This window comes from Mycolicibacterium sp. MU0050 (assembly GCF_963378085.1).
GTDB lineage: Bacteria > Actinomycetota > Actinomycetes > Mycobacteriales > Mycobacteriaceae > Mycobacterium > Mycobacterium wendilense.
Genome location: NZ_OY726395.1, coordinates 3,208,838 through 3,228,301, shown reverse-complemented (window position 1 = coordinate 3,228,301; position 19,464 = coordinate 3,208,838). Strand labels below are relative to the sequence as shown.

General features: G+C 69.3%; 20 protein-coding genes. 13 read left to right on the top strand and 7 right to left on the bottom strand.

Annotated elements, in window-relative coordinates; genetic code table 11:
- Nucleotides 1–13: 13 nt before the first annotated feature.
- Nucleotides 14–400: a DUF5997 family protein gene (locus tag R2K23_RS15255; RefSeq protein ID WP_316510432.1), complete on the bottom strand. Its 387-nt coding sequence runs from the start codon at nt 398–400 to the stop codon at nt 14–16.
- Between the two features lie 29 nt (nt 401–429).
- Here R2K23_RS15255 and R2K23_RS15250 point away from each other — a divergent pair, with 29 nt between their 5' ends.
- Nucleotides 430–1,149, top strand: coding sequence for a LysR family substrate-binding domain-containing protein (locus tag R2K23_RS15250; RefSeq protein WP_316510431.1), 720 nt, complete (start codon nt 430–432; stop codon nt 1,147–1,149).
- A gap of 4 nt (nt 1,150–1,153) precedes the next feature.
- On the opposite strand, the gene R2K23_RS15245 is transcribed toward R2K23_RS15250, so the two are convergent.
- Complete coding sequence (locus R2K23_RS15245) at nt 1,154–1,570, bottom strand: VOC family protein (RefSeq protein ID WP_316510430.1); 417 nt, start codon at nt 1,568–1,570, stop codon at nt 1,154–1,156.
- A gap of 29 nt (nt 1,571–1,599) precedes the next feature.
- Nucleotides 1,600–2,781 (bottom strand): NAD(P)/FAD-dependent oxidoreductase, encoded by a 1,182-nt coding sequence (locus R2K23_RS15240; RefSeq protein ID WP_316510429.1) that lies wholly within the window; start codon nt 2,779–2,781, stop codon nt 1,600–1,602.
- Nucleotides 2,782–3,013: 232 nt separating this feature from the next.
- Between R2K23_RS15240 and R2K23_RS15235 the strand changes: the two genes are divergently transcribed.
- From R2K23_RS15235 to nrdF, 3 genes are all read left to right on the top strand, one after another.
- Nucleotides 3,014–3,766, top strand: coding sequence for a TetR/AcrR family transcriptional regulator (locus R2K23_RS15235; protein ID WP_396892099.1), 753 nt, complete (start codon nt 3,014–3,016; stop codon nt 3,764–3,766).
- Between the two features lie 41 nt (nt 3,767–3,807).
- Complete coding sequence (locus tag R2K23_RS15230) at nt 3,808–5,289, top strand: flavin-containing monooxygenase (RefSeq protein ID WP_316510428.1); 1,482 nt, start codon at nt 3,808–3,810, stop codon at nt 5,287–5,289.
- Between the two features lie 133 nt (nt 5,290–5,422).
- Entirely contained in the window at nt 5,423–6,385 is a 963-nt protein-coding gene (nrdF, locus tag R2K23_RS15225; RefSeq protein ID WP_396893606.1) for a class 1b ribonucleoside-diphosphate reductase subunit beta, read from the top strand.
- A gap of 25 nt (nt 6,386–6,410) precedes the next feature.
- Here the strand turns inward: nrdF and R2K23_RS15220 are convergent, their stop codons facing one another.
- Genes R2K23_RS15220 through R2K23_RS15210 form a run of 3 tightly spaced genes read right to left on the bottom strand, consistent with a single transcriptional unit; the run spans nt 6,411 to nt 8,913 of the window.
- Nucleotides 6,411–7,460 (bottom strand): NAD(P)-dependent alcohol dehydrogenase, encoded by a 1,050-nt coding sequence (locus R2K23_RS15220; protein ID WP_316510426.1) that lies wholly within the window; start codon nt 7,458–7,460, stop codon nt 6,411–6,413.
- Nucleotides 7,461–7,513: 53 nt separating this feature from the next.
- Nucleotides 7,514–7,789, bottom strand: coding sequence for a YciI family protein (locus R2K23_RS15215; RefSeq protein ID WP_316510425.1), 276 nt, complete (start codon nt 7,787–7,789; stop codon nt 7,514–7,516).
- A 50-nt stretch (nt 7,790–7,839) separates the two neighbouring features.
- Complete coding sequence (locus tag R2K23_RS15210) at nt 7,840–8,913, bottom strand: ABC transporter substrate-binding protein (RefSeq protein ID WP_396892096.1); 1,074 nt, start codon at nt 8,911–8,913, stop codon at nt 7,840–7,842.
- Between the two features lie 196 nt (nt 8,914–9,109).
- On the opposite strand from R2K23_RS15210, the gene ctaD reads away from it, so the two are divergent.
- From ctaD to R2K23_RS15165, 9 genes are read left to right on the top strand one after another with little or no spacing between them, the layout of a single operon-like run.
- Nucleotides 9,110–10,855, top strand: a complete 1,746-nt coding sequence (gene ctaD, locus R2K23_RS15205; RefSeq protein ID WP_316510424.1) for an aa3-type cytochrome oxidase subunit I — start codon at nt 9,110–9,112, stop codon at nt 10,853–10,855.
- An 8-nt stretch (nt 10,856–10,863) separates the two neighbouring features.
- Complete coding sequence (gene serB / locus R2K23_RS15200; RefSeq protein ID WP_396892094.1) at nt 10,864–12,102, top strand: phosphoserine phosphatase SerB; 1,239 nt, start codon at nt 10,864–10,866, stop codon at nt 12,100–12,102.
- A 31-nt stretch (nt 12,103–12,133) separates the two neighbouring features.
- Nucleotides 12,134–12,985, top strand: coding sequence for an ABC transporter ATP-binding protein (locus R2K23_RS15195; RefSeq protein ID WP_316510422.1), 852 nt, complete (start codon nt 12,134–12,136; stop codon nt 12,983–12,985).
- On the top strand, nt 12,982–13,788 hold the full coding sequence (locus R2K23_RS15190; protein ID WP_316510421.1) for an NUDIX hydrolase: 807 nt from the start codon (nt 12,982–12,984) through the stop codon (nt 13,786–13,788). Before R2K23_RS15195 ends, R2K23_RS15190 begins: the two co-directional genes overlap by 4 nt.
- Nucleotides 13,785–14,507, top strand: coding sequence for an enoyl-CoA hydratase (locus R2K23_RS15185; protein ID WP_316510420.1), 723 nt, complete (start codon nt 13,785–13,787; stop codon nt 14,505–14,507). Before R2K23_RS15190 ends, R2K23_RS15185 begins: the two co-directional genes overlap by 4 nt.
- An 11-nt stretch (nt 14,508–14,518) precedes the next feature.
- Nucleotides 14,519–15,517 (top strand): class I SAM-dependent methyltransferase, encoded by a 999-nt coding sequence (locus R2K23_RS15180; protein ID WP_316510419.1) that lies wholly within the window; start codon nt 14,519–14,521, stop codon nt 15,515–15,517.
- A gap of 8 nt (nt 15,518–15,525) precedes the next feature.
- Nucleotides 15,526–16,710, top strand: coding sequence for a THUMP-like domain-containing protein (locus R2K23_RS15175; RefSeq protein WP_316517303.1), 1,185 nt, complete (start codon nt 15,526–15,528; stop codon nt 16,708–16,710).
- 9 nt (nt 16,711–16,719) lie between these two features.
- The gene (locus R2K23_RS15170; protein ID WP_316510418.1) at nt 16,720–17,394 is read left to right on the top strand and encodes an esterase; all 675 of its coding nucleotides are present in this window, start codon (nt 16,720–16,722) and stop codon (nt 17,392–17,394) included.
- A 43-nt stretch (nt 17,395–17,437) separates the two neighbouring features.
- Nucleotides 17,438–18,130 carry an esterase gene (locus R2K23_RS15165; RefSeq protein ID WP_316510417.1) on the top strand — a complete coding sequence of 231 codons (693 nt, stop codon included), beginning with the start codon at nt 17,438–17,440 and terminating at the stop codon, nt 18,128–18,130.
- 7 nt (nt 18,131–18,137) lie between these two features.
- Here the strand turns inward: R2K23_RS15165 and R2K23_RS15160 are convergent, their stop codons facing one another.
- A complete protein-coding gene (locus R2K23_RS15160) occupies nt 18,138–19,430 on the bottom strand; it encodes a PQQ-binding-like beta-propeller repeat protein (RefSeq protein WP_316510416.1) in 1,293 nt (430 codons plus the stop codon).
- Between the last annotated feature and the right edge of the window lie 34 nt (nt 19,431–19,464).

The window sequence follows — 19,464 nt, the reverse complement described above, 5'->3', positions numbered from 1 at the left end:
CCCGGGCCGGTCGTCAGCTCCCGCGTGCCTTCTGGGCGCGCACGGCCTTCAGGCGCCGCTGCTCGCGCAGCACCTCCTGGTAGCTCTCCCGTTCGGCGACCAGCCAGTCCGGCTTGTCGGCCAGCAGCTGCTCGATCTGCTCGGTGGTCAGCGCATCGCTGACCCCGCCGCGGGCCAGCCCGGCGATCGACACCCCGAGCTTGGCGGCCACCAGGTTCTTCGGGTGCGGCCCGTGCTTGCGGAGGTCCTGGAGCCACTGCGGCGGGTCGGCCTGCAGAGCGGCGAGCTCGGCGCGGGTGATCGCGTTCTCCTGGAACTCCGCGGGCGTCGCGGGCAAGTACACGTCCAGCTTCTTCGCCGCGGTGGCGGGTTTCATGGACTGGGTGTTCGGCCTGCTCATGGCGACCAGCGTATCGGTAGCCTGAGGCGGTGGCTCCGTCGTCGTCGCGCTCGCTGACCCTCGGGTACGTCCCCGGCGCGACACCGGCGAAGTGGGCCCGCAACTGGGCGCAGCGCCGGCCGGAGGTGCCGCTGCAGCTGACCCTCGTGGCCGCGGCCGACGCCGCCGACGCGGTCCGGACCGGCGCGGTCGACCTCGCGGTACTGCGGTTGCCGGCCGACACGTCCGGTTTGGCCGTCATCCCGCTCTACGAGGAGACGGCGGTCGTGGTGGTGCCCGTCGACCATCTGCTCACCGCGGCCGACGACGTCGCCGCGGCGGACCTGCATGGGGAGCCCGTGCTGCTGCCCCACGATCACGTGCTGGACTGGCCGGACGCGCCGGGGACCCCGGTCGAGCATCGGCCCGAAACCACCCAGGATGCAATGGAACTCGTCGCTGCCGGGGTCGGGGTGCTGATGGTTCCGCAATCGCTGGCGCGGCTGTATCACCGCAAGGATCTCACCTTCCGTCCGATCAGCGGCGCGCCCAGTTGCGCGGTGGCGCTGGCGGTTCCGGAGGGCCCACAATCGGCGCCGATCGAGGACTTCATCGGGATCGTGCGGGGCCGCAAGCCCGGGTCGTCGCGCGGGCAGTCGCAGCCGATGCCCAAGCGCACCGCGCGAGAGAAGACGCTGGCGAAGCAGGCCGCCCGCGCCGCCGCCAAGACCGACCGCAAGCCGGGCCGGGCCAAGCGCGGGCGCCGCTGACGGTTCAGATGGTCACGGACCCATCGGCATTGATGGTCCAGGACGGGTTGTACGCCACCTCCCACACGTGGCCGTCGAGGTCGGCGAAGTAACCGGAGTAGCCGCCCCAATAGGTCTTGTGCGGGGCCTTGACCACGGTGGCGCCGGCGACCTGGGCGCGGGCCATCGTGGCATCCACGTCGGCTTCGTTGCGTTCATTGATGGCGATGCTGATCCCGCTGAAGCGGCCGTCGACCTTCACGCCTGCATCCGCGGCGAGATCGGCCCGGCCGAACAGCGCGAGCGCGATCCCGGGCAACTGGTAGAAGGCCACCTCGTCGTACTCACCGGACACCGACCAGCCGAGGCCCTGCTCGAAGAAGGATCGGCTGCGCGTGAGGTCGTCGACGCCGAGCGTGATGAGACTGATGCGTTGCTCCACGGTCTGCGACTTTACGTGGTGGTGCCCACTCAGTAGCGGTGTTGCGGCCCCTGCGCCTTCTTGTACAGGGCCTTGAGCAGTCGGTCCCGGAAGGCGGCGTTGTCGAGCAGCTTCAGCCCGGTCTCGGCGACCTTCGGATAGCCGATCAATTTGTGAAAGGCGCGTCCGCGCCGGTATTCCCGGCCCCAGCTGGCCTGCAGGCGCTGCTGGTAGTTGGTGAAGTCGTCCGGGCCGCCGTTGGTCAACGCGGCCACGGCGCTCTCGCCGGCCACCAGACCCGACTCCAGGGCCTTGGAGATGCCCGCGCCGGAGGCGGGTTTCCCCGCGCCCAGCGAGTCGCCGGCGAACAGCACACCCGGGCGCCACGGCGGCCAGGCGGTGAATCCCATCGGCAGCCGCCAGGCCCGCACGCTCTTGTTCTTCTTCAGCTCGTCGATCGTGGGGAGCTCCCACTCGGCGGGCAGGGTGCGCAGGAACTCGCCGAGGAACTGAGTGGCGTTGATGGACTGCCAGTTTCGATAGCTGTTGACGTAACCCAGGCCGATGTTGAAGCGGCCGGCGCCCATCGGGAACACCCAGCCGTAGCCGGGGAGCTGGTCGCCGTCGAAGAGCAGCTTGCAATAGATGTCCAGACTGTCGGTGTCCGGCCGGTTGGCATGTATCTCGGCGCGGATCGCGATGGCCGAGTAGCCGTTGTAGCGCGAATCCAGTTTCATCGCACGCTTGATGGGGGAGTAGGCGCCGTCGGCGGCGATCACCGCATCCGCGAGGACCTTCTCGCCGCTTTTGAGCACCACTCCCGTGACGCGTTCGCGGTCGTCGAGTTCGGGGCCGGCGACCTCCGCCGACTGCCGCACGGTGACCCCGGCGGACTCGGCGTGCTTGAGCAGCAGCATGTCGAGTTCGGTGCGGCTGACGGTATGGCCGTGGTTGGGCATGCCGGGGCGTTGGGGGAACGACAGCTCCCACTGGCTGGGGCTGAACACGGTGACCCGGTCGACGCGGTGGAACTTGCTGACCTCCGGGGCCAGCCCCATCTTCTGCAGATAGCTCACCGCGCGTGCGGTCAGGCCGTCGCCGCAGGGCTTGTCGCGGGGGAAGTCCGCCTTGTCCAGCACTATCACGCGTGCCCCGGCCTGCGCCGCCTGCCACGCTGCCGCCGAGCCTGCCGGTCCTCCGCCGGCGATCGCCACGTCGAATCGCTGCGTCACAAATGGTCCCGTTTCGCTGCTGGTCGTTTCGGTTGCTGCTGGACTCTTTCGCCATGTTAAGCGTACGCCGCGGCGCTGCTCGCCGGTGTCGACGCGCGTAGCGGCCAAATACTTTGGGTTTCAACTTGTTTCGCCATTGCTGACCAATCTGTGACCCATGTCATTGCCGACGCACCGGCGTGTATGGGCTGTTGTGCCAGGTCAGCGCGCCGGTGGGAGTACAGTGCTGGGCGTGCGCGTGCCTCGACCCAAGCCGAAGCCGGGCGGTGAGACCGCCGCCGGGCCGAAGGTCGACGCCCGCAGCGAGCGCTGGCGGGAGCACCGCAAGCAGGTGCGGTCCCAAATCGTCGATGCCGCCTTCCGCGCCATCGACCAACGCGGCCCGGAAGTCAGCGTGCGCGAGATCGCCGAGGAGGCCGGAACGGCCAAACCGAAGATCTACCGCCACTTCACGGACAAGGCGGACCTGTTCCAGGCGATCGGCGAGCGATTGCGCGACATGCTCTGGGCCGAGATCTTCCCGGTGATCAACCTGGCCACCGATTCGGCCAGCGAGGTCATCAAGCGCAGCATCGAGCAGTACGTGTACCTGGTGGACGAACATCCCAACGTGGTGCGATTCGTCCTGCAGGGCCGTTTTCCGGAGCAGGCCGAGGCCACCATGCGGGCGGTCAACGAGGGCCGCGAGATCACCCTGGCAATGGCCGAACTGTTCAACAACGAGCTGCGCGAGATGGAGCTCGACCGCCAGGCGATGGAACTGGCCGCGTTCGCGACGTTCGGCACCGCGGCGTCGTCGACCGACTGGTGGCTGGGACCCAGCCCGGACAGCCCCCGACGGATGCCGCGCGACAAATTCATCGAGCATCTGACCACGATCATGATGGGTGCGATCATCGGCACGACGGCGCTGCTGGGCATCAAAATCGATCCTGACCTGCCGATTCACCAGGCCGTCCCGCGCGACGGGGCGGAGGCGAAGTAGCCGGTACCGCCGGTTCCGCATAGGGCGGGTAGCGTGGTCGCATGACCGACGCCACCGCGCCCGTTCAGACCCGTGCCCTGATCATCGGTACCGGGTTCTCCGGTATCGGGATGGCCATCGCCTTGCAGCGGCAGGGCGTCGAATTCCTGCTCCTCGAGAAGGCCGACGAGATCGGCGGGACCTGGCGCGACAACACCTACCCCGGGTGTGCCTGCGACATCCCGTCGCACATGTACTCGTTCTCCTTCGAGCCGAAGGCCGACTGGACGCACATGTGGTCGTTCCAGCCGGAGATCCAGGACTATCTGCTGGGTGTCACCAGCAAGTACGGGTTGCGGCGCCACGTCCACTTCGGCGCGCATGTGGACCGCGCGGTATGGGACGACGACGAACTGCGCTGGCACGTATTCACCACCGACGGTACGGAATACGTGGCCCAGTTCCTCATCTCCGGTGCCGGCGGGCTGCACATCCCGCTGATTCCGGACTTCGACGGGTTGGACGAATTCGGCGGCGCCGCTTTCCATTCCGCGCGGTGGGACCACGACGTCGACCTTGCCGGCAAGCGCGTCGCGGTGATCGGCACCGGGGCCAGCGCCATTCAGATCGTGCCCGAGATCGTCGGTGAGGTCGCCGAACTCCAGCTCTACCAGCGCACCCCGGCCTGGGTGATGCCGCGGCCCAACAACCCGATTCCGCCGGGGCTGCGGCGGGTCTTCACGTCCGTTCCGGGCACTCGGGCGGCCCTGCGCGCGGGTATCTACTGGGTACACGAGGCGGTTGGGTTCGCGATGACGAAGGCCCCGCGGCTGCTCAAGCTCGGTGAGCTGATGGGCAAGTGGAACATTCGCCGCCACGTCAAGGATCCCGAGCTGCGTGCCAAGCTCACGCCCGACTACCGGGCCGGCTGCAAGCGAATCCTCAACTCCGATACCTACTATCGCGGCGTCGCCGACCCGCGCACCACCGTCGTCACCGACCGGATCAGTCGCTTCACCACCGACGGCATCGTCACCGCGGACGGGACCGCCCGGCCGGTGGACGTGGTGGTGTTCGCCACCGGGTTCCACGTCACCGACTCCTACACCTACGTCGACATCAAGGGGCCCGGCGGGGAGGACCTGGTGGACCGCTGGAACCGCGAGGGCATGTCGGCGCTGCGGGGCGTCACGGTGGCCGAGATGCCCAACCTGTTCTTCCTGCTCGGCCCGAACACCGCGCTGGGGCACAACTCGGTGGTGTTCATGATCGAGTCCCAGATCCGCTACGTGGCGCAGGCCATCGCCGCCACCGACAAGGCCGGCGCGGCCGGATTGGCGCCGACGCGCGCCGCCGCGGACCGGTACAACGCCCGGCTGCAGCACGATTTGGCCGGCACCGTGTTCAACACCGGCGGCTGCCGCAGCTGGTACCTGGATGCCCACGGCGTGAACCGGACCCTGTGGGGCGGCATGACCTGGCAGTACTGGCTGGCGACGCGGTCGCTGGACCTCGACGAATACCGGTTGATCCCGGCGAACTGACCGGTTCCGGCGGCGCGCCGACGACACAAGGTGTTGTGTTCCCGCTTGTTGTCGGCCCCCAGCGGTAGTGTTGCGGACGCCGGTTAGTTCTATCGAGTTGTCACGTCCAAGAGGGGTTCAGGTGTCCGACGGAATGAAGCTGATCGATCGGGTTTCGGCCATCAACTGGAATCGCGTCCAAGACGAGAAGGATGCCGAGGTCTGGGACCGTCTGACGGGCAACTTCTGGCTGCCGGAGAAGGTGCCGGTGTCCAACGACATCCCGTCGTGGGGGACGCTGACCGCCCACGAGAAGCAGCTCACCATGCGGGTCTTCACCGGCCTGACGATGCTCGACACCATTCAGGGCACCGTCGGCGCGGTCAGCCTGATCCCGGACGCGCTGACCCCGCACGAGGAGGCGGTGTACACCAACATCGCGTTCATGGAGTCGGTGCACGCCAAGAGCTACAGCCAGATCTTCTCCACGCTGTGCTCCACCGCCGAGATCGACGACGCGTTCCGCTGGTCGGAGGAGAACCAGAACCTGCAGCGCAAGGCCGAGATCGTGCTGAAGTACTACAACGGCGACGAGCCGCTCAAGCGCAAGGTGGCCTCCACGCTGCTGGAGAGCTTCCTGTTCTACTCGGGCTTCTACCTGCCGATGTACTGGAGCAGCCGGGCCAAGCTCACCAACACCGCCGACATGATCCGGCTGATCATCCGTGACGAGGCGGTGCACGGCTACTACATCGGCTACAAGTACCAGAAGGGTCTGGCGCTGCAGGACGCCGCCACCCAGCAGGAGCTCAAGGACTACACCTATGAGCTGCTGTTCGAGCTCTACGACAACGAGGTCGAGTACACCCAGGACCTCTACGACGAGGTCGGCCTCACCGAGGACGTCAAGAAGTTCCTGCGGTACAACGCCAACAAGGCGCTGATGAACCTCGGCTACGAGGCGCTGTTCCCGCGCGACGAGACCGACGTCAACCCGGCGATCCTGTCGGCGCTGAGCCCCAACGCCGACGAGAACCACGACTTCTTCTCCGGGTCGGGCAGCTCGTATGTCATCGGCAAGGCCGTCGTCACCGAGGACGACGACTGGGACTTCTGACCCAGCCGTCGGCCCGGTCGCGTGATCAGATGGTCGACGCGTCGATGACGAAGCGGTAGCGGACGTCGCTGGAGACGACCCGCTCGTAGGCCTCGTTGATGTACGACGCGTCGATCACCTCGATCTCCGGGGTGACGTCGTGCTCGGCGCAGAAATCGAGCATCTCCTGGGTTTCGGGGATGCCGCCGATCATCGAGCCGGCCAGGCTGCGACGCATCGCGCCCAGCGGGAAGAACGGCACCACCAGCGGCTTCTCCGGCGCGCCGAGTTCCACCAGCGTGCCGTCCAGCGCCAGCAGGTTCAGGTAGGCGGACATGTCCAGGTTCGCCGACACGGTGTTGATGATGAGGTCGAAACTGCCGGCGAGCTTCTTGAAGGTGTCGGGGTCGCTGGTCGCGTGGTACGCCGAGGCGCCCAGCCGCAGACCGTCCTCCATCTTCTTGAGGGACTGGCTGAGCACCGTCACCTCGGCACCCATCGCGACGCCGATCTTGACGGCCATGTGCCCGAGGCCGCCGAGCCCGATCACGGCGACGCGCTTGCCGGGGCCGGCGTTCCAGTGCCGCAGCGGCGAGTACACCGTGATCCCGGCGCACAGCAGGGGAGCGGCCTTGTCCAGCGGGATGGACTCCGGGATGCGCAACACGTAGTTCTCGTCGACGACCATGGCGGTGCTGTAGCCACCGTAGGTGGGGCTGCCGTCGCGCTCGGTCGAGTTGTAGGTGCCGCGCATGCCACCCCGGGTGGTGCAGTACTGCTCCAGGCCGGCCTTACAGCTGTCGCACTCGCGGCAGGAGTCGACGAAGCATCCGACGCCGACGTGATCGCCGACCTTGAATTTGGTGACGGCCGAACCGACTTCGGTGACCACACCGGCGATCTCGTGGCCGGGGACCACCGGGTAGTTCGGGCGGCCCCACTCGCCCTTGACGGTGTGGATGTCGGAGTGGCAGATCCCGGCGAACTTGATGTCGAAGGCCACGTCGTGGGGGCCGGGGGCGCGTCGCTCGATGGTGGTCTTGGTGAGCGGGTCGGTGGCCGAGGTGGCGGCGTAGGCCGAAACTGTCGTGGTCATATTTGCGTGCCCTCTTTCGTATCGTCGCTACCCCATGGTTACAGAATCCGCGGCTACAGGCAGTCGGCGCGCAGCGCCCCGTTGAAGCTCAGACGTTCGTAGCTCACCAACCCGGCCAGCTGGTAGGGGTCCTCGGCCATCAACCTCTCGGCCTCGGCGGTGTCGATGTCGGCGGTAATCAGCACCCCACCCTGCTGCGACTCCTGGCGCCCGGCCAGCAGCAGCCGGCCCGCCTCGATCTCCCGCTGGATCCACGCCACGTGCGCGGGGCGGGTCTGGTCGACGACGTCGAGCGGTTGCAGGTAGGTGAGCTTGAGCACGTGGAACACGATGGGCCTCTCTCGAGATCTACGAGTGGACGTTTGGGCCGCGCGGGCCGCTAGTTGATGGGCGCGTTGAGCCAGCGCAGATCCTCGAGGATGCCGCGGGCCGCGACCGGACCCTGACCCGTCTGCCAGACCTCGTTGTTGACGATGAACACCCGGTTGTCCCGGTTGGCCGACAGCGCGCGCCAGGCATCGCTGCCCAGCACCGCGGGGGCGTGGTCCTTGGCCGCCGGGGAGGCGAACGACACGTACACGATGTCGGCCTCGACGGCCGAGAAGTCCGCCTTGTCGAGGTCGGTGATGTCGATCTCCTCGAACGGTTTGTCGGTGAAGCGTTGTGCCGCAGGGCGATCCACGCCCACCGCGGCCAGCACGCTGGCCGGGAAGTTCTCCGCGCCGAACACCCGCACGGTGTCCTCGGTGAACTGCACGACGGAGGCCTGGAAATGCGTCGCGTCGTTGGCGATCCCGGCCTGTTCGGCGTCCTCGTCGAAGTTCGCCACCACGTCGTGGGCGGCTCCGGCGCGGCCGGTGGCCGCCCCGACGGTGCGCACAGTGTCCCGCCAGTCGGCGCCCGCGGCGCCGGTGAACACTGTGGGCGCAATCGCCGACAGCTCGCCGTAGGCCTGCGGGGTCAGCGCGCGCGAGCCGAGAATCAGGTCGGGTTCGGCCGCCGCGATCGCCGCCGCGTCGATCCCGGTGCCCGAGCCCACCGCGGGCAGTTCGTGAATCACGGTGCCCAGATAGGAGGGCTGCGCCTGCGCCCCGTCGGCCGGCGCCGCCGCCACGATCCGTGACTGCAGCCCGAGCGCGCACAACACGTCGAGCTGCTCACCGGCGAGCACCACGATGCGCTGCGGGTCGGCCGGCACGTCCACGTCGCCGCGCTCGGTGCCGCTGGGCACCCGGCGGACGTCGTCGCCGGGGTCGGCCGCGGCGGGTTCGGCGGCGCAGGACTCGTCGGGCCGACGCTGATTGCCCAACACGCCGGCCCCGGCGATCGTCGTCGTACTGGTGATCACGGGGGCCGACGGCGGGACCGGGGTCTGGCCCTGCGGCTGCGAACAACCGGAAACCAGCAACGCCAACGCTGCGGCCAGAGCGACGGAAGTGGTGCGAATCGGCACGGACCCGACGGTAACACCCCGGCGCGCCCGCCTCGGAACAGCAGGTCGGAGCCGGTCCGAGTGGCCCTGATCGCGACATCTACGACAGATTGTCGGACCCGCGCCGACAGCGACGGAGATGGGGGATAGGATTCAGGCACAGAAGATCTAAAGTGCCCTGGCGCCATGCCCGGTACTCGGATGTTTGGAGGAGTTCTTGACCGCCGAAGCGCCCCCGTTGCGGGAACTCGAGGCCACTCGTCCCTATAGGGAGCGGATGGGCCCCAAGGGCAACCTGATCTACAAGCTGATCACGACGACCGATCACAAGCTGATCGGCATCATGTACTGCGTCGTGTGCTTCGCCTTCTTCTTCATCGGCGGCCTGATGGCCCTGCTGATGCGCACGGAGTTGGCGATGCCGGGTCTGCAGTTCCTGTCGAACGAACAGTTCAACCAGCTGTTCACCATGCACGGCACGGTGATGCTGCTGTTCTACGCGACCCCGATCGTGTTCGGCTTCGCCAACCTGGTGCTGCCGCTGCAGATCGGCGCGCCGGACGTGGCGTTCCCGAAGCTGAACGCCTTCTCGTTCTGGCTGTTCCTGTTCGGCGCGCTGATCGCCACCTCCGGGTTCATCACCCCCGGCGGCGCCGCCGACTTCGGCTGGACCGGCTACGCGCCGCTGTCCGACGCCATCCACTCGCCGGGTGCCGGCGCGGACCTGTGGATCATGGGCCTGGCCGTCAGTGGTCTGGGCACCATCCTCGGTGGCGTCAACATGATCACCACCGTGGTCTGCATGCGGGCCCCGGGCATGACGATGTTCCGGATGCCGATCTTCACCTGGAACATCCTGGTGACCTCCATCCTGGTGCTGCTGGCCTTCCCGCTGCTGACCGCCGCGCTGCTGGGCCTGATCGCCGACCGGCACCTGGGTGCACACATCTACGACCCGGCCAACGGCGGTGTGCTGTTGTGGCAACACTTGTTCTGGTTCTTCGGGCACCCAGAGGTGTACATCATCGCGCTGCCGTTCTTCGGCATCGTCAGTGAGATCTTCCCGGTGTTCTCGCGCAAGCCGATCTTCGGTTACACCACGCTGATCTACGCGACGCTGGCGATCGCCGCGCTGTCGCTGGCGGTGTGGGCGCACCACATGTACGCGACCGGCGCCGTGCTGCTGCCGTTCTTCAGCTTCATGACATTCCTGATCGCGGTGCCCACCGGTATCAAGTTCTTCAACTGGCTGGGCACGATGTGGAAGGGCCAACTGACGTTCGAGACACCGATGCTGTTCTCGGTGGGCTTCATCGTGACGTTCCTGCTCGGTGGCCTCTCGGGCGTGCTGCTGGCCAGCCCGCCGCTGGACTTCCACGTCACCGACAGCTACTTCGTGGTCGCGCACTTCCACTACGTGCTCTTCGGCACCATCGTGTTCGCCACCTACGCGGGCATCTACTTCTGGTTCCCGAAGATGACCGGCCGGATGCTCGACGAGCGCCTGGGCAAGTTGCACTTCTGGCTGACCCTGGTCGGCTTCCACACCACCTTCCTGGTGCAGCACTGGGTCGGCGACGAGGGCATGCCGCGTCGGTACGCCGACTACCTGGCCAGCGACGGTTTCACCACGCTCAACGTGGTGTCCACCATCGGCTCGTTCATCCTGGGTATCTCGGTGCTGCCGTTCGTCTGGAACATCTTCAAGAGCTGGCGCTACGGCGAGGTCGTCACGGTCGACGACCCGTGGGGCTTCGGCAACTCCCTGGAGTGGGCCACCAGCTGCCCGCCGCCGCGGCACAACTTCACCGAGCTGCCGCGCATCCGTTCCGAGCGACCGGCCTTCGAGCTGCACTACCCGCACATGGTCGAGCGGATGCGGGCCGAGGCCCACGTCGGACGGTCCCACGGACCCGACGACGGTGACGTCACGCGGCTCGACGACGCAAACGTCCGCACCTAGAGGTGACCGTGGCCCCCACCTCGGGGAAGGTGTCGGTCCTCATCACGGTCACCGGTGTGGACCGACCGGGCGTCACCTCCGCGCTGTTTGGCGTGCTCTCGACCCACAAAGTGGAGCTGCTGAACGTCGAGCAGGTGGTGATCCGCGGTCGGCTCACGCTCGGGGTCCTGGTGTCCGGCTCGGCCGAGACCGTCGGCGGGGACCGGTTCCGGGAGGCCGTCGAGACGGCGATCCACGGAGTCGGCCTAGAGGTCACGATCGAACGCAGCGACGACATCCCGGTGATCGTGGAGCCGTCCACGCACACCATCGTCGTGCTGGGCCGGCCGATCACCGCGGAGGCCTTCGGCGTCCTGGCTCGTGAGGCCGCGGAACTCGGCGTCAACATCGACACCATCCGCGGCGTCTCCGATTACCCGGTGACCGGGTTGGAGTTGCGCGTCTCGGTGCCGCCGGGAAGCGCAGTGGCGCTGCAGAATGCGCTCGCGCGGGTGGCGGGGGAGCAGGGCGTGGACCTGGCCGTCGAGAAGTATTCGCTGGAGCGCCGGGCCAAGCGGCTCATCGTGTTCGACGTGGACTCCACGCTGATCCAGGGCGAGGTCATCGAGATGCTGGCGGCGCGGGCCGGCGCCGAGGCCAAGGTCGCGCAGATCACCGAGGCCGCCATGCGCGGGGAACTCGACTTCGAGGACTCGCTGCGGGAACGGGTGGCCACGCTGGCGGGTCTGCCGGCGGAGGTCGTCGACGACGTCGCCCAGGAACTGCAGTTGACCCCGGGGGCCCGGACCACGCTGCGTACCCTGCGGCGCTTGGGTTTTCACTGCGGCGTGGTGTCCGGCGGTTTCCGCCAGGTGATCGAGCCGCTGGCCGAGGAACTCATGCTCGACTACGTGGCGGCCAACCACCTGGAGATCGTCGACGGCAAGCTCACCGGACGGGTGACCGGGACCATCATCGACCGCCCGGGCAAGGCCAAGGCGCTGCGCGATTTCGCCAGTCAGGCCGGCGTGCCCATGGAGCAGACCGTGGCGGTGGGCGACGGCGCCAACGACATCGACATGCTCGCCGCGGCGGGCCTGGGGGTGGCGTTCAACGCCAAGCCCGCGCTGCGCGAGGTCGCCGACGCGTCGTTGAGCTACCCCTACCTGGACACGGTGTTGTTCTTCCTGGGCATCACCCGCGGCGAGATCGAGGCCGCCGACGCGGTGGACGGCACCCTGCGGCGCGTCGAGATCCCGCCGGTCTAGCTCCTGCAAATCGCATGACTACCATGGTCGAGTGCCCGAAGCCGACCTTGACCCAGCCGACGTCACCGACGCCGACCTGTTGATCGACTTCCGCGACGTGGCGTTGCGCCGCGGCGGGCGCAACCTCGTCGGACCGCTGAACTGGCAGGTCGAACTCGACGAGCGCTGGGTGGTCGTGGGCCCCAACGGCGCCGGGAAGACCTCGCTGTTGCGCATGGCCGCCGCCACCGAACACCCGTCGTCCGGGACCGCCTTCGTGCTGGGGGAGCGGCTGGGCCGCATCGACGTCTCGGAGCTGCGAGCCAGGGTGGGGCTGTCCTCCTCCGCGTTGTCGCAGCGGGTCCCCGACGACGAGGTGGTGCGCGACCTCGTGGTGTCGGCGGGTTACTCGGTGCTGGGGCGCTGGCGGGAACGCTACGAGGACATGGACTACGCCCAGGCCGTCGACATGCTGGAAAGCGTCGGCGGCGAACACCTCGCCGATCGCACCTACGGCACCCTCTCGGAGGGCGAGCGCAAACGGGTGCTCATCGCGCGGTCGTTGATGACCGATCCTGAACTGCTGCTGCTCGACGAGCCGGGCGCCGGCCTCGATCTCGGGGGGCGCGAGGAACTCGTCGCCCGGATGGCCGACCTGGCCGCCGACCCCGACGCACCGGCCATCGTCCTGGTCACCCATCATGTCGAGGAGATCCCGCCGGGATTCACCCACTGCCTGCTGCTCGCCGAGGGGCAGACGGTGGCCAGCGGCCTGTTGCCCGACGTGTTGACCTCGGAGAACCTGTCCAAGGCCTTCGGACAGGCCATCACCGTCGACACCATCGACGGCCGTTATTTCGCGCGACGCGTGCGTAGTCGCGCCGCACACAGGAGACGCGCATGAGCGACCGACCCGAGCCGCTTCCCGTCCGCCCGGCCGCCACGGTGATGCTGGTGCGGGAGGAGGCCGACGGCACCGAGGTGTTCCTGATGCGTCGGCATCGCGCGATGGAGTTCGTCGGTGGCGTGGTGGTCTTCCCCGGCGGCGGGGTCGACGACCGGGACCGCAACGCCGACATCGACTGGCACGGTCCGCCGCCGTCGTGGTGGGCGCAGCGCCTGGGTGTCGACGAGGACCTGGCCCTGGCCCTGGTGTGCGCGGCGGCCCGGGAGACGTTCGAGGAATCCGGCGTGCTGTTCGCCGGGGCCGCCGACGACCCCGACCTGCTGGTCGACGACGCGAGCGTCTACCGGCAGGCGCGCAAGGCGCTGGCCGACAACTCGCTGTCGTTCGGGGACTTTCTGCGCAGCGAGAAGCTGATGCTGCGGGCCGACCTGTTGCGCCCGTGGGCCAACTGGGTGACGCCCGAGGAGGAACGCACCCGCCGCTACGACACCTACTTCTTTGTCGGCGCGCTGCCGCCAGGTCAGCTGGCCGACGGTGAGAACACCGAGTCCGACCGGGTGGCGTGGGCCAAGCCCGAGGCCGCGCTGGCCGAGTTCGCCGCCCAGCGCATCTTCCTGCTGCCGCCGACCTGGACGCAGCTGGACTCGCTGGCCGGTGGCCGCTCGGTCGCCGACATCCTGGCCGTCGAACGCCAGATCGTCCCCGTGCAGCCGCACCTGACCGAGGCGAACGGCAACTGGGAGATCGAGTTCTTCGACAGCGAGCGCTACAACGCCGCCCGGGCCGGACGCGCTCCGTGACCGGCGGCCACGAGTTCGTCAGCCTGCACACCGACGCCCAGCAGCCGGGCATCGGCACCATCTGGCTGTCCCGGCCGCCGAGCAACGCGCTGACCCGGCAGATGTACCGCGAGGTGGCTGCCACCGCCGAGCACGTCGCCGCCCGGGAAGACATCGCGGTGGTGATCCTGTTCGGGGGACACGAGATCTTCTCCGCCGGCGACGACGTGCCGGAACTGCGCACGCTGTCCGCCGCGGAAGCGGCCACCGCGGCGGCGGTGCGCGACGCCGCGATCGGTGCCGTAGCGGCGATCCCGAAACCCACGATCGCCGCGGTCACCGGGTACGCGCTGGGTGCGGGGCTGACGCTGGCGCTGGCCGCGGACTGGCGGGTGGCCGGGGACAACGTCAAGGTCGCGGCCTCGGAGATCCTCGCGGATCTGATCCCCGACGGCGCGGCGCTGGACCGGCTGGCGGCCGCGGTCGGGCCCGGGCACGCCAAGGACATGGTGTTCAGCGGGCGCTTCGTGGACGCCGAGGAGGCGGCCGCCATGGGCCTGCTGGATCAGCTGGTGGCCCCCGACGCGGTGTACGACGCCGCGTGCGCGCGGGCCCGGCGCTACCTGCGGGCGCCCGCGGTGGCGGTGGCCGCCGCCAAGGACATGATCGACGGCCGGTGCGACGCTGACGAGCGGCGCCGACGCTACCTGGATGTCTTCGCGGCCGGCACCACCGTTTAGGCTGACTTTCCATGACCAGCACGCACGAATCACCGGCGCCCAACCCGCACGCCACCGCGGAGCAGGTCGAAGCCGCCATGAAGGACAGCAAGCTCGCCCAGGTGCTCTACCACGACTGGGAGGCCGAGAGCTACGACGACAAGTGGTCCATCTCGTATGACCAGCGGTGCGTCGACTATGCCCGGGGCCGTTTCGATGCCGCGGTACCGGAAGAGGTGCAGCGCGAACTGCCCTACGACCGGGCCCTCGAATTGGGCTGCGGCACCGGCTTCTTCCTGCTCAACCTGATCCAGGCCGGGGTTGCCCGCCGAGGCTCGGTCACCGACCTGTCCCCGGGCATGGTCAAGGTCGCCACCCGCAACGGCCAGGGCCTCGGCCTGGACATCGACGGCCGTGTCGCCGATGCGGAGGGCATCCCCTACGAGGACAACACCTTCGACCTGGTGGTCGGCCACGCCGTGCTGCACCACATCCCCGACGTCGAACTGTCGCTGCGCGAGGTGGTCCGGGTGCTCAAGCCGGGCGGACGGTTCATCTTCGCCGGCGAGCCCACCACCGTGGGCAACCGGTACGCGCGGGAGCTGTCGACGCTGACCTGGCACGCCGCCACCAACATCACGAAGCTGCCGTTCCTGCGGGACTGGCGCCGCCCGCAGACCGAACTCGACGAGTCCTCCCGCGCCGCGGCCCTGGAGGCCGTCGTGGACCTGCACACCTTCGATCCCGCCGATCTCGAGCGGATGGCCACCAACGCCGGCGCCGTCGAGGTGCGCACGGCCAGCGAGGAGTTCACCGCCGCGATGCTCGGCTGGCCGGTGCGGACGTTCGAGGCCGCGGTGCCGCCGGGCAAGCTCGGCTGGGGTTGGGCGAAGTTCGCCTTCGGCAGCTGGACCTCCCTGAGCTGGGTCGACGCGAACGTGTGGCGTCGGGTGGTGCCCAAGGGCTGGTTCTACAACGTGATGGTGACCGGGGTGAAGCCCGGTTCGGCTGCCGAACCCGCCGGAACCTGAGCTCCGGGCTGGCGTTCACCCTCGACGACGTCGAGTTCCTGACGTCGCCGCGGGGTGCGGCGGCCCTGGCCGAGGTTGCCGCGCTGCCGCTGGCCGGCGACCGCATCGCCGACATCGCCGCCGTGCGGGCCCGCTACGGCGAGCACACCGCCGTCCTGGTGGAGACCACCCTGCTGCGCCGCAGATCGGCGCAGAAGCTGCCCGGCGCGCAGGGCTGGCTGTTCACCGACGAGGCGCTGCAGCAGGCCACCGCGGCCCCGGTCGCGGCGCATCGGGCGCGCCGCCTGGCCGGCCGCGCGGTCTCCGACGTCACCTGTTCGATCGGTGCCGAACTGGCCGCGTTGCACGGCAGCGCGACCGCCGTCGTCGGCAGCGACACCGACCCCGTCCGGCTGGCGATGGCCCGGCACAATCTCGCCGACGCCCCCGTGCTGCTGTGTCGCGCCGACGCACTGGCACCGATCACCGCCGACACCGTCGTCGTCGCCGACCCGGCGCGGCGCAGCGCCGGGCGGCGTCGGTTCGACCCGCGGGACTACGCCCCGGCCCTCGACGACCTGCTCGCGGTCTACGCCGGCCGCGACCTGGTGGTCAAGTGCGCGCCCGGAATCGACTTCGAGGCCTTGGGGGACATGGGCTTCCGCGGTGAGATCGAGATCACGTCGTGGCAGGGCTCGGTGCGGGAGGCGTGTCTGTGGTCGGCGGGCCTGGCCGAGCCCGGGGTCGCCCGGCGGGCCAGCCTGCTCGATTCCGGGGAACAGCTCACCGACGCCGCCGACGACGACTGCGGGGTCGGCCCGGCGGGTCGCTGGATCGTCGACCCGGACGGCGCGGTGGTGCGTGCCGGGCTGGTGCGCCACTACGGCGCGCGGCACGGACTGTGGCAGTTGGACCCCGACATCGCCTACCTCACCGGCGACGCGGTGCCGCCGGGAGTGCGTGGCTTCGAGGTCATCGACCAGCTCCCGTTCACCGAAAAGGCATTGCGGCAAGCGCTTTCGACGCTGGACTGTGGTGCCCTGGAGATCCTGGTGCGCGGGGTGCGGGTAGACCCCGATGCGCTGCGGCGCCGGCTGCGGCCCCGCGGCGGCACCCCGTTGTCGGTGGTGATCACCCGCATCGGCACCGGCCGGGCCGCCCGCGCTGTCGCATTCATCTGCCGTTCGAGCCGGGCGCCGGCCACGCGGGACTAGGCTCGGGCCATGGCCCGGCTCTGGTTGCTCACCGCGCTGCTCGCGGCCGCCCTGCTCGGGTGGGCGCCGCCGGTCGCCGCCGCCGACGGGTGCAGCGATCTCGGCGGCACCCGCACCGAGGACGGGCTGTGCCGGACGCACGAGGCGCGCACCGACTACGAGCTGAATATCGCCTTCCCCGTGGATTATCCGGACCAGGGCGCCATCACCGAGTTCGTCACCACCACCCGCGACCGCTTCGTCGAAACGGCACAGGACCGACGCGCGCACAACCGGCCGTACCGGATGGAGATCCAGGCCACCGAGCACCGCACCGAGACCACCCGGTCGGTCGCGTTCGAGGTGTACCAGAACGTCGGCGGCGCGCACCCGTCGTCGTGGTATCAGACGTTCAACTACGACCTGGCGCGGCAGCGTCCGCTCACCTTCGAGACCCTGTTCGCCCCCGAGACCCGTCCGCTCGACGCGATCTACCCGCTGGTGCAGCGCGCGCTGGCCGACCGGCTCGACGTCGCCGACCCGGTGTCGCCGAAGGCCGGTCTGGACGCCGCCAACTACCAGAGCTTCGCGGTCACACCCGAGGAGCTGATCTTCTACTTCGATCGCGGCGTGCTCATGGCCGGGGCCGCCGGCGCGCACGCCGTGGCGCTACCGCGCGACCAGTTGCCCCCGCTGGCCCTTTGACTTGCCGCCCGGGCCCCGCGCGCCGGCTCGGTATCGTGTCGGGATGCGTAACCGCTCGGTGGCCACGGCCGCGGCCGTCCTGACCCTCGGTGCCCTGCTCAGCGCCGGCTCCGCGGCCGCCGCGGCGCCGACGTGTGCCGACCTCGACGCCACCCAAGTGGAACAGGTGTGCCAGATTCTGCGGTCCGATCCCGGTTACCGGGTGGACCTCAGCTTCCCGGCCACCTACCCGGACGCCGAAGCGCTGCACGACTACGTCCGGCAGACCCGCGACGGCTTCCTCAACGTGGCCCAGACCCCGGATGCGCGCTCGCGCCCGTACGCGCTGGAGATGCGGGCCCGCGAGTACGGCGCGGCCGTCGGGCCGCGGGACACCCGGTCGGTGGTCCTGGAAACCTACGAGGACGTGGGCGGCCCGCGCGCCGCGACCTTCTACAAGACGTTCACCTGGGACAACGGGCTGCGCGAGCCCGTCACCATCGACACCTTGTTCCGCCCGGACGTCGAGCCGTTTCCGGTGCTGCGCGCGTTGGTGCAGGGCGAGGTGAGCAAGCAGTTCGGGGCGGCCGAGCCGATCCCGGCAGGAGCCGGACTGGATCCGCGGGCCTATCAGAACTTCGCGCTCACCGATGATGCGTTGATCTTCTTCTTCGACCGCGGGGCGCTGCTGGCCGAGACGGCAGGCGTGTTCGAGGTCAGCCTGCCGCGCACGGCCGTCGGCCCGCTGTTGGCCTGAGGCCGTCTCAGCGGGCGTCGAAGCCGTAGACCTGCCCGTCGCTGGTCGCGGCGACCACCCGACCGTCGGCGCCGACGGCGACCCCGACCGGAAATCCGGTGGCCCCGCGCAGCGGATAACTGTTGATCGTCTCGCCGTCGCGCGGATCGAACACCAGCAACGCCAGACCGTCGGCCCCCTCGTCGCTGACCACCGTGTAGGCGACCTCGGCTCCGGCCTGGCCGGCCGAGGTCAGGTTCTCGACATCGCCTCGCCGCCAACGGATTTCGGCCTTATCGCCGAGGTCCTCGATGCCGGTCAGGACGGCGTCCGGGCCGCCGCCGGCCAGCAGCGTGCCGTCGGGGGACACCGTCGGCGGGGTCTGCGCCAGATGGTTCAGCGGCACCGACCACTTCACCTCGCCGTCGTCGGCGTTCAACGCCCACAGTTTCCGGTCCCGGCCGTTGACGTAGACGGTGGCGCCGTCGGCGGACAGGGTCGGCGCGGCCAGCACCCCGGCCGCGACGGCGTCGCTGGTCCACTCCCGCGTCAGCAAGGGGTTCTGGCCCTGCCGGTAGCGCAGGCCGACCAGGGTGGCCGCGGACGCCCCGGGCTGCCACAGGCTCAGCACGATGATGCCCGACGCCGGGGAGAAGGCCGGCGGGGCCGCGACGGGACAACGCGACCGAGCCGGGGCGCAGTCGTCGAGACCACGCTGCGGATCGGTCGGGTCGACGCCGTCGACCAGGTCGATCGGATTGCCCACCACGGTGCCGCGGTGCGCGTCGAACACCAGCACCTGACCCAGATGCGTGACCACCAGCAGCTCGCCGTTCCCCAGAAGCCTTGGTGTCAGGGGCATCCCGATCACCTGCTGACGCCACCGGATCCACTGCGTGGGCGGGAAGGACAGCATGGCCCCGGGCTGGCCGACGTAGAGGTTGTCGAACCCGTCGAACAACGGCCCGCCGAACCCGCCGCCCTGGGCCAGCCGGGTACACCAGCGTTGGCGCGCGTTGTTGTCGTTCTCCCACACCATCAGCGAGCACCCGGCCTCGGTCTGGGCGTTGGCGGCCAGGTAGCCGAAGGCGCCGAGGGCCACCCCGGCGCCGAGTTCACCCTTGACCGACCGGGTCCACGCGGGCTCCAGGTCCCGGGCGCCCGCGGTGTCGGTGTAGCTGCTGTTGGCCGCGTCGGCGTAGGGCGCGGGCCAGCCGTCGGCCGGGGCGGCGTGCACCCACGGATCGGTGTCCGCGCAGCCGGCCACTACCACCACGGCGACCAGGGAGGCGGATGCCAGTGCAGCAAGTCGCCGAAGCACCAGGGAAGTCCTTTCCGGTCGGCTCGGATGAGCC